Source organism: Actinomadura sp. (assembly GCF_044508335.1).
GTDB lineage: Bacteria > Actinomycetota > Actinomycetes > Streptosporangiales > Streptosporangiaceae > Spirillospora.
Genome location: NZ_JBIQHY010000144.1, coordinates 4,117 through 16,827, shown reverse-complemented (window position 1 = coordinate 16,827; position 12,711 = coordinate 4,117). Strand labels below are relative to the sequence as shown.

The 12,711-nt window shown below is 71.7% G+C and carries 11 protein-coding genes; 9 read left to right on the top strand and 2 right to left on the bottom strand.

Annotated features, from left to right (window positions below; genetic code table 11):
- The coding region (locus ACIWVC_RS30900; RefSeq protein ID WP_396454911.1) for a hypothetical protein at positions 1–1,021 on the bottom strand (1,021 nt) is incomplete at its 3' end.
- A gap of 86 nt (positions 1,022–1,107) precedes the next feature.
- Between ACIWVC_RS30900 and ACIWVC_RS30895 the strand changes: the two genes are divergently transcribed.
- From ACIWVC_RS30895 to ACIWVC_RS30865, 7 genes are all read left to right on the top strand, one after another.
- Positions 1,108–2,475: a type I restriction-modification system subunit M gene (locus ACIWVC_RS30895; RefSeq protein WP_396451925.1), complete on the top strand. Its 1,368-nt coding sequence runs from the start codon at positions 1,108–1,110 to the stop codon at positions 2,473–2,475.
- The gene (locus ACIWVC_RS30890; RefSeq protein ID WP_396451924.1) at positions 2,468–3,499 is read left to right on the top strand and encodes a hypothetical protein; all 1,032 of its coding nucleotides are present in this window, start codon (positions 2,468–2,470) and stop codon (positions 3,497–3,499) included. The genes ACIWVC_RS30895 and ACIWVC_RS30890 overlap by 8 nt, the downstream gene beginning before the upstream one ends.
- 32 nt (positions 3,500–3,531) lie before the next feature.
- A complete protein-coding gene (locus tag ACIWVC_RS30885) occupies positions 3,532–4,311 on the top strand; it encodes a methyltransferase domain-containing protein (RefSeq protein WP_396454910.1) in 780 nt (259 codons plus the stop codon).
- Between the two features lie 198 nt (positions 4,312–4,509).
- Positions 4,510–5,025, top strand: coding sequence for an ATP-binding protein (locus tag ACIWVC_RS30880; RefSeq protein ID WP_396451920.1), 516 nt, complete (start codon positions 4,510–4,512; stop codon positions 5,023–5,025).
- Positions 5,026–5,215: 190 nt separating this feature from the next.
- Positions 5,216–6,259: a hypothetical protein gene (locus ACIWVC_RS30875; RefSeq protein ID WP_396451918.1), complete on the top strand. Its 1,044-nt coding sequence runs from the start codon at positions 5,216–5,218 to the stop codon at positions 6,257–6,259.
- A gap of 53 nt (positions 6,260–6,312) precedes the next feature.
- Positions 6,313–7,047, top strand: a complete 735-nt coding sequence (locus tag ACIWVC_RS30870; protein WP_396451917.1) for a class I SAM-dependent methyltransferase — start codon at positions 6,313–6,315, stop codon at positions 7,045–7,047.
- 9 nt (positions 7,048–7,056) lie between these two features.
- Positions 7,057–7,635: a methyltransferase domain-containing protein gene (locus tag ACIWVC_RS30865; protein ID WP_396454909.1), complete on the top strand. Its 579-nt coding sequence runs from the start codon at positions 7,057–7,059 to the stop codon at positions 7,633–7,635.
- Here ACIWVC_RS30865 and ACIWVC_RS30860 read toward each other — a convergent pair.
- Complete coding sequence (locus ACIWVC_RS30860; protein WP_396454908.1) at positions 7,632–8,450, bottom strand: exodeoxyribonuclease III; 819 nt, start codon at positions 8,448–8,450, stop codon at positions 7,632–7,634. The two genes, ACIWVC_RS30865 and ACIWVC_RS30860, sit on opposite strands and share 4 nt — an antisense overlap.
- A gap of 214 nt (positions 8,451–8,664) precedes the next feature.
- Here ACIWVC_RS30860 and ACIWVC_RS30855 point away from each other — a divergent pair, with 214 nt between their 5' ends.
- Complete coding sequence (locus tag ACIWVC_RS30855; RefSeq protein ID WP_396454907.1) at positions 8,665–9,816, top strand: FKBP-type peptidyl-prolyl cis-trans isomerase; 1,152 nt, start codon at positions 8,665–8,667, stop codon at positions 9,814–9,816.
- A gap of 635 nt (positions 9,817–10,451) precedes the next feature.
- The gene (locus ACIWVC_RS30850) at positions 10,452–12,707 is read left to right on the top strand and encodes a transglycosylase domain-containing protein (protein ID WP_396454906.1); all 2,256 of its coding nucleotides are present in this window, start codon (positions 10,452–10,454) and stop codon (positions 12,705–12,707) included.
- Positions 12,708–12,711 lie beyond the last annotated feature (4 nt).

The window sequence follows — 12,711 nt, the reverse complement described above, 5'->3', positions numbered from 1 at the left end:
GCGCCGCGGCGGCCGCGGCGGCCTCGGCGGCGTCGGCGGCCTCGGCCGCGGAGGCGAGCACGCCCACCGCTCTGCGGACGCTCGCGGCGCTCCGCGCCCCGGCGTCGGCTCTCCGGTGCCGCTCGAACTCCCGGGCGAGCCTCCGGAGGCCGGCCGCCGGGTCGGGCTCGGGAAGGGCGATCGCTCCGGCGGCCCGCGCGAGGTGCTCCCGGTAGCGGTCCCGCCAGTGCGCCCACCGCCAGCCGGGCCAGCGGCCGCCGGCCTCGTCCAGGGCGCGGTCGAGGGTGCGGAGCGTCCAGACGCCGGCCGTCCGGGTGTCGGCGTCGAGGTGGACCCCCTCGTCGGGGAAGACGGGCCACGAGGTGACCGGCGGCCAGTCGCGGTAGGCGTCGAGGGAGGCGGCGCCGTTCTCGATGACCATGGACGCGGCGGCGCCGGTCAGGTGCGCCCGCGTCACGCCGTCCCGCACGACCGTGATCAGCGTCGGCGGGTCCTCTCCCACCGAGGGCCGCACCGGCGGCGGGCCGAACGGCAGTTCCCGGGGCAGCTCGCACCCCGGCGGATAGGTGCGGGGGTCGAGCCGGATCCGCGGCATCGCGGCCATGAACTGCTCCGGCGTGCGGACGCCGTCCGGCACCGGGACGCCGCTCCAGCGGCGCACGCCCCGCTCGTCCTGCCCGACCGCGCCGGCGATCTCGCGGAGCCCGTCGTAGGCCCAGCCGAGCCGCCAGCCGTCCGGCCAGGTCCGCCGCATGGCGGCCAGCGCCGCCGCCCGGTAGGCGGGGTCGCCGATGCGGTGCGAGTACCAGAGCAGCCGCCGCTCGCCGAGGTCGACGAGGGCGGCGGCGGCGCACTCGCACTCGTTCATCCACCCGTCCTCGGGCCGCTGCCCTCTCGCGAACCGCGTCGCGTAGTCCGGGCCCGGCATGAGGTCCAGTTCGATGGAGCGCCCGCCCCGCTGGGAGTAGTACAGCTCCCAGGAGCCGCCCTCCTTGATCACGTAGTGTGCCCGCTCTCCCATGGGAGCCGATCGTAACCGGTGCATTACACACCGTTCGTGGATTTGCGAAGATCGGTGCCGGCGGCCGGGACGCTAGAGTCACGCGGGTGGACGATGTCCTCTGGAAGGCCGCCGACAAGCTGCGGGGAGCGGTCGACGCGGCGCAGTACAAGGACTTCGTCCTCGGGCTGGTGTTCCTCAAGTACGTGTCCGACTCGTCCGGCGACGGGGGCTTCGTCGTACCGGACGGGGCGCGCTGGGCCGACCTCGCCGCGGCCTCCGGCGGCCTCGGCGAGCGGATCGACGCCGCCATGGACGCGGTCATGCGGGCCAACCCGCCGCTCGGCGGCGCGCTGCCGAAGATCTTCGCCGGGGTCGACCAGCGGCGGCTCGGCGACCTCGTCGCGCTCATCGGAGAGGTCAGTTTCGGCGGGAAGACCGCGCGGGACGTGCTGGGCGAGGTCTACGAGTACTTCCTGGAGAAGTTCGCCCGCGCGGAGGGCAGGCGCGGCGGCGAGTTCTACACGCCGCCCTCGGTCGTGAGGCTGCTGGTCGAGATCCTGGAGCCGTACAAGGGGCGGGTCTACGACCCGTGCTGCGGTTCCGGCGGCATGTTCGTCCAGGCGGAGAAGTTCGTCCTGAGCCATCGCGGCCGGCCGGCCGACATCGCCGTCTACGGGCAGGAGGCGAACGAGCGGACGTGGCGGCTGGCCAAGATGAACCTCGCCGTGCACGGGATCTCCGGCGACCTGCGCCGCGCGGACACCTTCCATTCGGACGCCCACCCCGGCCTGCAGGCCGACTGCGTACTGGCCAACCCTCCGTTCAACATGTCCGACTGGTACCGCGACCCCGGAGACCCGCGCTGGCGCTATGGCGTCCCGCCCGCCGGCAACGCCAACTTCGCCTGGATCCAGCACATCGTCTCCAAGCTCGGCCCGGCCGGACGCGCGGGCGTCGTCATGGCGAACGGCTCGCTGTCGTCCCGGCAGTCGAGCGAGGGCGCGATCCGCGCCGCGCTGCTGGAGGCGGGCCTGGTGTCGTGCGTGGTCGCGCTGCCGGACCGGCTCTTCCGCAGCACCCCGATCCCCGCGTGCCTCTGGTTCTTCGACCGCACCGCGGACGGCCGCGTCCTCTTCGTCGACGCCCGCGACATGGGCACGATGGCCGACCGCACCGAGCGGGTCCTCACCACCGGCGACATCGCCCGGATAGCGGGCGCGTACCGCTCCTGGCGCGGCGCCGGCTACTCGGACGTCCCCGGCTTCTGCCGTTCAGCCGATCTGGACGAGATCAGATCCCACGACCACGTCCTCACCCCCGGCCGCTACGTCGGCACCGCCCGCGCGGAAACCGGCGGCGAGCCCCCGGCGGCCAGGGTGGAGCGCCTCACCGAAGAACTGTTCGCGCATTTCGAGGAGTCGGCGCGGCTGGACCGGGTCGTCCGGGCGGAGCTGGGGCGCCTGAATGGCTGACGTGGCACTCGGCGAGATCGTCACGTTCGCGAACGGAAGGCCGCACCCCACCCCGGGCACCGCCTACCGGACCTATGGGGCCAACGGCGTCATCGGCGCCTCCGGCGAATTCAACGCCGCCGCCCACAGCACCATCGTCGGCCGCGTGGGCACCTACTGCGGCACCGTCCATTACAGCCCGGAACCGTGCTGGGTCACCGACAACGCCATCATCGCCGCCCCGAAACAAGGAGTGAACCCCCGCTACGTCTACTACCTCCTGAGAAGGCTCGGCCTGAACCGGTACCGCATCGGCTCCGGGCAGCCCCTCCTCACGCACGGGATCCTGAACCGGCTCACCACGGCCCGCCTCACCAGGGCGGAGCAGGACTCGGCGGCCTCCGCCCTCGGCGCCCTCGACGACAAGATCGCCGTGAACGGCCGCATCGCCGCCTGCGCCGACGCCCTCGTCCGCGCCCGCTACGACGCGTCCGCCCCCCGCACCTCGACGCGCATCGGCGACCTCGGCGAGCTCGTCCGGTCGACCGTCCCGGCCGCGGACCTGGCCGGCACCGAGAACTACATCGCCCTGGAACACATGCCGAAACGGCACATGTGGCTCTCGACCTGGACCGACGCGTCCAGCATCACCAGCGCGAAGAGGCGCTTCGCCTCAGGCGACATCCTCTTCGGCAAGCTCCGCCCCTACTTCCACAAGGCAGGGCTGGCGTTCGTGGACGGCGTCGCCTCGACGGACATCCTCGTGATCCGCCCGAAGGACCCCGCCCACCGGGGCTGGCTCCTCGCGGCCCTGTCCAGCGACGCGGTGATCGCCCACGCGTCCGCCGTCGGCGACGGCACCCGCATGCCGCGCGCCCGCTGGCCCGACATCGCCGCCTTCGAGATCCCCTGGCCCGGCGACGCGGCCGCCCGGAGGTTCACCGAGTTCACCGCCGCCCTGGCCGCCCGCGTCCAAGCCGCCGCCGCCGAGACCAGGACCCTGGCCGCCCTCCGCGACACCCTCCTCCCCCAGCTCATCCCGTGACGCCGCGCCGCGAGCACCGGCATCATCGGGGGGTGGAGTATCTGTTGAGCAACCGGCAGGTCGAGGCGGGGGCGCGGTTCGCGGCCATTTCGGAGCTTTTCGACGCGTGGACGTTCCGGCACATGGACGACATCGGGGTCGCGGAGGGCTGGCGGTGCTGGGAGGTCGGGGCGGGCGGGCCGTCCGTGCCCGCCTGGCTGGCCGGGCGCGTCGGGAACAGCGGGCGCGTGCTGGCGACCGACATCGACGTGTCGTGGCTCGGGGACGCGCCGGTCGAGGTCCGGCGGCACGACATCGTCCGGGACGAGCCGCCCGAGGGGCCGTTCGACCTCGTCCACGCGCGGCTGGTCCTGGTGCACCTCGCCGACCGGGACGCGGCGCTGCGGACGATGGTGGAGAGCCTGCGCCCCGGCGGGGTCCTGCTCGTCGAGGACGCCGACCCCGCGCTGCAGCCGCTGGCCTGCCCCGACGAGCGCGGGCCCGACGAGCGCCTGGCCAACAGCGTCCGGCGGGGGTTCCGGAAGCTGCTCGCCGAGCGCGGCGCCGACCTCGCCTACGGCCGCAGGCTCCCCCGGCTGCTGCGGGAGGCGGGCCTGACCGGCGTGCGCGCGGACGCCTACTCCGCGATCGCGGCGCCCGCGTGCGGGGTGCTGGAGGCCGCGACCATAATGCAGGTCCGCGACCGCCTGATCGCGGGCGGGCATGCTACGAGCGAGGAGATCGACCACCTTCTGGCCGTCATCGCCGAAGGCGGTCTTGATCTCACCCTCGCCCCGCTGATCTCGGCGTGGGGCCGCGTCCCCGCGGAGTAGCCGCTCGGTGACGGGTCGCGTGCCCTAGGTGATGAACACAGGGTGCGGTAGGGGGCTTGCATGCGCGCAAGGGGCGGTGACTGGCCTCTACAAGCTGCGTAAGAGTGTGTGTTGTTTCACTCCACGTCCGACTTCGACTTGGCCTGAGAACACATGTTCGCATACAGCCCGACACGGAGACGTGAAACCAACCCCGCCATGAACCCATCAGACGCGTGGTCCGGGGGGCCTGCGCTGGTTCCCGCGCCCTCCCTGGAACTCGGAATCCCGTCCGCCTGGAACAACGGCAAGTCGTCCGGCCGGCTCATCGGGGAGATCGACCTCGCCGCCACGCCGCCGGCCGTGCGGCTCGCCCGGTCCTACGTCCGGGAGCTGGTCGGCCAGCACTTCGGCGCCGACCGCTCCGAGCTCGGCGACCTGGAGCTGCTGACCAGCGAGGCGATGACCAACTCGGTGCTGCACGCGCGGCCGCGCCGGGACGGGACGATCCTGCTCGCCGTCCTGCACCTCGACCGGTACGTGCGGGTCGAGGTGACCGACGGCGGCCCCGCGCCCGGGCAGCCCCGTCCGGCGGAGGAGCAGCCGTCCGTGCACGGACGCGGCCTCATGCTGATGAAGGCGCTCGCCGCCGACTTCGGCACCCACCGGGGCAGGAACGGGACGTCCACGTTCTGGTTCGGGCTGGGCGTCCGGGACGAGTGGCGGCTGCCATGACGGGCGGGCCGCCGGCCGTCCAGGCGCGCGGGGGCTGCCTGGACGGCCCCGCCGCCGGGTGACCGGCCGCCCCATGACGCCGGCCGCGCTCGCCGGTGGCGGGACGGACACATCTGCGCATCGCCCGTTCCGGGCAGCCGGCGCTTCGCTAGGATCGAAGCGTCGACAATTGCCACCTCGAGGGCGAGTGATGACAGCGGACGGTGCGCCGAAGTCTCTCTCCGACATCACCAGGGACATGGGCCTGAACATGTCCGATGTCGCGGCGTTCTCCGGCCTCGACGAGAGCACGATCTTCCGGCTGTGGGACAACGCCGAATGGCTCGACCGGGTCAGCGGACGGTCCCTGCAGAGCCTCATGTCGTCCGTTCCGGGAATCGCCGAGTACTCGATGGCGCACGCCGTCCGGAAAAGGCGCGACGGGCTGATCGGCGACCTGCACGGCGAAGGGCTCACGGTCGACCTGAAGGCCCTGGAGAACTCCACCGTCGCGCAGCAGCACCTGCTGAACGCGCTGGAGGCGGCCCTGCACATCATGCGCGGGGAGGCCACGCAGAAGACGTCGTCGTTCATCGCCCGCTTCTGGGGGCGCGAGCAGGACCGCGCGCTCGAATCGATCTACTCGCCCGAGCCCGACGGGCTGCTGACGGACCCGCAGAAGCTCTTCGACGCCTCCCTCGACCTGGCGCCCCGGCTGAACCGCAAGACCTACTCGTTCCACTCGATCCTGGCGCTCAACATCCTGACGCACCAGGTCAGCAAGGTGACGGGGAAGCTGGAGGCCGACCTCAGCTTCGAAGTCCCCGGGCGGCAGAGCGCGTTCATGATGCGCGGCGTCGTGATGGGGTCCCTGATCAGCTCGGACGACTTCGACCTCGCCGAGCGCTACCGCAGGGAACTGGACGCGACACCCGTGTACGCCGCCCTTGAGGAATGGGCGTTCCCGACCTACACCAGAGACGGCCGGATCAGCAGCGACTTCACTTTGCCGAGCTCCCTGTCGCTGCGCAACACGGCAACCGAGGTGCTGCGCGAGATAGCGGTCTACAACGACGCCTACCTGTACTACCTGGTGTCGACGTACATTCCGCTGGCACTGAAACGCGACCCCGCGTTCGGCGGCAAGATCACCGAGCTGATCCAGGCGCTGGAACTGCGCGGGGCCGACTGCCGGAACAGAACGACCAGACAGACCTGCAACACGCTGGTGCGGCGGCTCAAGGGCGCCGCCTGAACCGCGTGGCACACCTGAGGAATGGGGAGCCGGTGGAGGACACGGCGCAAGCCATGGCGAATCTGACGCGCGAGAGGTGGGAGGCCAACGCGCAGTACTGGGTCAAGGTCATCAGGGAGGGCCGCGACCGATACCGCACCGAACTGACCGACGCCGCCGTCCTCGACGCCGTAGGCGAATGCGCCGGGCTCCGCGTGCTGGACGCCGGGTGCGGCGAGGGCTACCTGTCCCGCAAGCTCGCCTCCATGGGCGCGGACGTGACCGGCGTGGACGCCGCGCAGGGCCTCATCGACGCCGCCTCGTCCCACCCTTCGCCCGGCGCCAGGTTCATCCGCGCCGGCGTCGAGGACCTCCCCCTCAAGGACGGCGAGTTCGACCTCGTCCTCTGCAACCACCTTTTCAGCCACCTGCAGGACCCGACCCGCGCCATCGGCGAGTTCGCGCGCGTGCTGCGCGGCGGCGGCCGGCTGATCCTGCTGACCCTGCACCCCTGCTTCTACGTGAAGAACTCCGAGCAGGGCGCGATGAACAGCGTCCCGGCGGAGGAGTACTTCGCCTCGCGCGGCATCGACCAGAGGTTCCTGGTGGACGGCCTGGAGTCCCCCTCGGTGATCACGAGCTGGCTCCGGCCGCTGGAGTACTACGCTGGAACGCTCCGAGACGCGGGATTCGTCATCGCCGACCTGCGCGAGCCGCACCCCACGGCGGAACAGCTGCGCGACGACCCGTGGTGGCGGAAGGGCTTCCCCACCGCCATGTTCCTCCTGCTGATCGCGGAGCGGCGCTAGGGTCGCCGCATGGACCCCGAGCTGGCGGAGCATCCGGACAGGCTCCGGTGGAACGCCAAGTACGGGGACGCTCCCGCGCTGTCGCCCGTCCATCCGCTGGCGGAGCGGGCGCTCGCGCTGGGGTTCCCCGACGGCGCCGTGCTCGACCTGGCCTCGGGGCCGTCCGGCAGCGCCCTGCTGGCCGCCGGCGCCGGGCACCGCGTGACCGCCGTGGACATCTCCGAGACCGCCCTCGGCCGGCTCGGCGCGGAGGCCCGGCGGCGCGGCCTCGGCCCGCTGATCACGCTCGTCCAGGCGGATCTGGGGCGGTGGCGGCCCGAGCCGCCCGGCTACGCGCTCGTCCTGTGCACGGGGTTCTGGGACCGCGCCGTGTTCGGGCGCGCCGCCGGCGCCGTCCTGCCCGGCGGCCTGCTGGCCTGGGAGGCGTTCACCGAGACGGCCCGCCGCGACCGGCCGCGGATGCCCGCCGAATGGTGCCTGGCCCCCGGCGAGCCCGCCTCGCTTCTCCCGGACGGCTACACCGTCCTGGACCAGGCCGACGACCCCTCGGCGGGGAAACGCCGCCTCCTGGCCCGACGCGGCGGCTAGCCGAGGTCGACGACCACCGGGGCGTGGTCGGACGGGCCTTTGCCCTTGCGGGCTTCGCGGTCCACGTAGGCGGAGTCGACCCGCTCGGCGAAGGCGTCGTTCCCGTAGACGAGGTCGATGCGCATGCCGAAGTTCTTGTGGAACATCCCCGCCCGGTAATCCCAGTAGGTATAAGGGTGCGGGCCCTTCATCGGGGTCGGGACGATGTCGTGGAGGCCGAGGCCGAGCAGTTCGGCGAGGGCCTGGCGCTCGGCCGGGGTGACGTGGGTGGAGTCGGCGAAGACGGACGGATCCCAGACGTCGTCGTCCGTGGGGGCCACGTTGTAGTCGCCCGCCGCCATCAACGGCGTCCCCGCGGACAGCTCGTCGGCCAGGGCGTCGCGCAGGGCGGCGAACCAGGCGAGTTTGTAGCGGTAGTGGGCCGATTCCGGGGTGCGGCCGTTCGGCGCGTAGAGCGACCAGACCCGGATCCCGCCGCAGGTGGCGCCGATCGCGCGGGCCTCCGGGACGAGGAGGGCGGGCTCGGTCAGCTTCGCCTGCGCCTCGGCCTCGCCCTCGTATACGGGCTCGCCGGGGAAGCCTTTTGAGACGTCCTCAATGCCGACCCGTGAAAGAATCGCGACTCCGTTCCACCGGCCGTCGCCGTGCGCGGCGGCGGCGTAGCCGAGCTCCGCGACGTCGCCGGCCGGGAAGTCGCGGGCCGCGCACTTGGTCTCCTGCAGGCAGACGACGTCGGGTTCCGTCCCGTCCAGCCAGGCGAGAAGGCGCGGGAGGCGGGCCTTCACCGAGTTGACGTTCCACGTCGCGAGGCGCATCCCCCCAGCCTGCCACCCGGGAGGGGTGGATCATTCCCCCCGCAGAGATATCCTGGCGGCTTCTCCAGTCCCCTGCCGGACGGCACCGCGGTCCCCGCGTGACCGGTAGATTGCGGGTCGGCCTCCTTTACACGGTTTTCACGCTGTGCTTAGCCCGGCCCTGGAAGGGTGGTCACGTTCGCGATGTCGTCTAACCCGGAGCAAGTGAGGAACCATGTCCGAGGATGACAAGCCCCGGGGCAAGCCGACGGTCAAGGCGAAGGCGAAGATTCCGAACGCCCAGAGCATCCGCAGCCCCGAGTTCACCCCGCACGGCATCAGCGCCGGGCGGGGCAGCGGGCTGAACCGGCCGTCCGCCCCGTCCGCGCTCACCGCCAAGCAGGCGCGCAAGCGGCGGATGATGATGATCGCCGGGATCGTGGTGGCCGCACTGGCGATCTCCGGCGGCGTGTACTGGTGGGTCAACCGCCCCGATCCGGTGATCGAGGTGACCGGCAAGTTCGCGGCCGAGCCCGAGGTCGAGATCCCCACCAAGCTCGCGCCGACCACGACGCTGAAGATCACCACCCCGATCAAGGGGACCGGCCGCGCCCTCGCCGACGGCGACACCGCCTACGTCTCGTTCGCCACCTACAAGTGGTCGAAGGACAAGGACGACGAGAACTCGCGCGTCAAGAGCAAGAGCGAGAAGGTCAGCTCCACGTGGGAGCAGCAGGGCCAGCAGCCGGGCGGCCCCCGGCCCCTCGTCCTCGGCAAGAGCGGGCTGAAGGAGATCGACAAGAACCTGGTCGGCAAGACCGTCGGCAGCCGCGTCGTGCTGCAGCTCCCGCCGTCCAAGGACCTCAGCCAGCTGAGCCCGCAGCAGATCACCGACAAGGACGCGGTGGTGTTCGTCATGGACATCCAGGCCGCCGTCCCGAAGGACCCGAAGCCCGAGGGCACCGCGAAGAAGCTGGACGACAAGAACCTGCCGAAGGTCGAGGACAAGGGCGCCAAGGAGCCCAAGATCACGATCCCGGACGTGGACGCGCCGGACAAGCTGCAGGTCAAGACCCTCGTCGAGGGCACCGGCCCGGCGCTGGCCAAGGGCGACGACGCCGTCGTGAACTACGTCGGCAAGATCTGGAAGAGCGGCGACAAGTTCGACTCGAGCTGGGACAACAAGCAGCCGGTGAGCTTCCCGATCGGCACCGGCGCGACGATCCCGGGCTTCGACAAGGGCCTGACCGGCGCGAAGGTCGGCAGCCGCGTCCTGCTCGTGCTGCCGCCCGAGGAGGGCTACGGCAAGGACGGCAACCCGCCCAAGATCAAGGGCGACGACACCCTGGTGTTCGTCGTGGACGTCCTCGCGAAGATCCAGAAGTGAGGACGGGCGCGGCGGGGCCGCGCGCGGGCGGGAGCGCCTGAGGGCGCCGCCCGGAAACGATGTGCGAGCGGCGGGGCACCGATCGGTGCCCCGCCGCTCGGCGTTCGCGGAAAGTCGTCATTGCGGCGTGCGTCACGACAACCGGCGGACCGGATTGCCCGTCCTCTTATCGGGAGGCCATGGGTTGCGCATTGGGCGGCCGGCGCACGCGTCCCCTCAGGTATCGTCGGTAACGCATTAATCACGGGGGGCTTGTGAGCGACAGCGAAAAGGCCCCGGAGGGCGAGGCGCCCACCGGGCCGGCCGAGGTGGACCGGCAGGACACCGAGGCAGCGGCACCGGCCGGCACGGACGGACCGGCGACCGGCACGCTGACCGCGGACACCGAAGAATCCATCGAAGACACCGAATTCTCGGACGTGCAAAACAAATCACAGAACGGCGATAAGAACGGCGAAGCACCCGACTCCGCCGCCGATGCCGTCGAATCGCCCGCTACCGGAACGGCCGCCGCCGAATCGGATGATGCGGGCGAGGCGGAGGAACCCGGCAAGGCGGCAGGTGAGTCCCGTGCGGACTCCGGGGAACCGGCGTCCGATGGTGTTGAGGCGCCGGTCACCGGTGATACCAAGACCATGCCCGCCTCGTCACAGCCCGGCTCGCCACAGCCCGGCTCGTCCGGCCACGGCCGGCCCCGGCGCGGCGGGCCGCCGCCCGGCGGCCGCGGCGGCGGAGGCGGCGGGGGCAAGGGCCCCGGGAAGCCGCGGAGCCGCAGATCGCGGCTGCTGCGCCGGACGCTGTTCCTGCTGCTCGGGTTCATCGGGTTCTGCATCGCGGCGTTCGCCGTCGCCTACCTGTTCACCCCGGTGCCGTCCCCGCAGGAGAAGGCGATCGCGCAGGGGCCGACGTTCTACTACTCCGACGGCAAGACGCAGATCGCGAAGACCGGCATCAACCGGGACGCCGTCGACCTCGACCGCGTCCCCGAGAGCACCCGCAACGCGGTCATCGCGGCGGAGAACGACAGCTTCTACGACGACCCCGGCGTGTCCGTGGAGGGCACCACCCGGGCGTTCTGGTCCACGGTGACCGGCAAGCAGCTGCAGGGCGGGTCCACGATCACGCAGCAGATGGTCCGCAACTACTACGGCGGCATCGGCAAGGAGCGGTCGGTCACCCGCAAGCTCAAGGAGATCATGGTCGCGCTGAAGGTCGACCGGGAGAAGTCCAAGGACTGGATCCTGGAGCAGTACCTCAACACGATCTACTTCGGGCGCAACGCCTACGGGGTACAGGCCGCCGCGCACGCCTACTACGACAAGGACGTCTCCGACCTGACCCCGGCCGAGGGCGCCTACCTCGCGGCGGCGATCCAGCAGCCGAGCAACTTCGCCGACCCGACCGGCCACCAGCGCGCCGCGGCCGAGCAGCGGTGGCGCTCCGTGGTCGGCAACATGGTGCAGGACGGCTACCTGACGTCCGCCGACGCGGCCGCGATGGAGTTCCCGGTACCGGTCAAGCAGAAGATCACCGACGTCCTCAAGGGCCAGAAGGGCTACATGGTCAACGTGGCCAAGAAGGAGCTCACCGAGCGCCGCGGCTACAGCGAGGACGAGATCAACCGCAGCGGGCTGAAGATCACCACGACGTTCGACAAGCGGCTGATGGACGCGATGAAGCAGGCCGTGGTGCGCAACACCCCGGACGGGATGAGCAAGAAGATCCGCACCGGGGCCGTGTCGGTCGACCCGGCCACCGGGCAGGTGCTCGCCTTCTACGGCGGCCGCGGCTACCTGGAGGAGGCGCTGAGCAGCGCCTTCGGCGACTGGGCGCAGGCCGGGTCCGGGTTCAAGCCGATCGCGCTCGCCGCCGCGCTGCAGGACGGACGGTCGCTCGGCACCACCTACGACGGCAGCTCCCCGCAGACGTTCGCCGGGCATGCCATCCACAACGACAGCAACGAGAGCTTCGGGACGGTGAACCTCGTCACCGCCACCCAGCACTCCATCAACACCGCCTACGTCAACCTCGGCCGGGACATCGGCAACGAGAAGATCGCCGAGATGGCGGAGAAGATGGGCATCCCCGCGTCGCAGATGACCGAGGAGCAGCGGAACGCCGCCACGTTCCCGCTCGGCATCGTGTCGCTGCACCCCGTCCAGCAGGCGGGCGTGTACGCGACGTTCGCCTCGGAGGGCGTGCACCGGACGCCGTTCGTGGTGAAGTCCGTCACCGACAACGAGAACCACAAGCGGACGTTCACCGAGAAGGGGAACCGGGCGCTCAGCGCGCAGAACGCGCGGGACGCGACGTACGCGATGCAGAAGGTCGTGCAGGGCGGCACCGGGACGAACGCCCAGCTTCCCGACGGGCGCGACGTCGCGGGCAAGACCGGCACGACCGACGAGGGCAAGGCGATCTGGTTCAACGGGTTCATCCCGCAGATGGCGACGTCCGTCGCGATGTTCCGCGGCGACAACAAGCCGCTGAACATCCCCGGGTACGGCGCGTACGGCGGGCAGCTTCCCGCGCAGATCTGGCGCGCCTACATGACGGACGCCGTCGCCATCAAGGACTACCCGCCCAAGTCGTTCGGGTCGCCGTCGATGCGGCCGGGCGGCGGCTACGACCGGCCGACGGGCCCGAGCACGCCGGGGCGGACGGAGCCGCCGCGCACCATCGAGCCGTCCGGGCCTCCGCCGACCACGGAGGAGCCGGAGATCCCGACGCCGCCGGCCGGCCCGCCCACCACCGTCCGGCCGCCGGACGGCGGAGGCGGCGGAAGCGGCGGCGGTGACACCGGCGGCGGAGGCGATGGCGGAGGCGGCGGCGGGGGCACCGGCGGCGGCGGAGGCGGCGACGGCGGCGGCCGCTCGGGCTCGAGCGGCTGACCTC

Excerpts from the sequence above, each read along its gene's own strand:
- ACIWVC_RS30890 (WP_396451924.1), top strand. The coding sequence starts at position 2,468 with ATGGCTGACGTGGCACTCGGCGAGATCGTCACGTTCGCGAACGGAAGG.
- ACIWVC_RS30880 (WP_396451920.1), top strand. The coding sequence starts at position 4,510 with ATGAACCCATCAGACGCGTGGTCCGGGGGGCCTGCGCTGGTTCCCGCG.
- ACIWVC_RS30875 (WP_396451918.1), top strand. The coding sequence starts at position 5,216 with ATGACAGCGGACGGTGCGCCGAAGTCTCTCTCCGACATCACCAGGGAC.
- ACIWVC_RS30870 (WP_396451917.1), top strand. The coding sequence starts at position 6,313 with ATGGCGAATCTGACGCGCGAGAGGTGGGAGGCCAACGCGCAGTACTGG.
- ACIWVC_RS30865 (WP_396454909.1), top strand. The coding sequence starts at position 7,057 with ATGGACCCCGAGCTGGCGGAGCATCCGGACAGGCTCCGGTGGAACGCC.
- ACIWVC_RS30860 (WP_396454908.1), bottom strand. The coding sequence starts at position 8,450 with ATGCGCCTCGCGACGTGGAACGTCAACTCGGTGAAGGCCCGCCTCCCG.
- ACIWVC_RS30855 (WP_396454907.1), top strand. The coding sequence starts at position 8,665 with ATGTCCGAGGATGACAAGCCCCGGGGCAAGCCGACGGTCAAGGCGAAG.
- ACIWVC_RS30850 (WP_396454906.1), top strand. The coding sequence starts at position 10,452 with ATGCCCGCCTCGTCACAGCCCGGCTCGCCACAGCCCGGCTCGTCCGGC.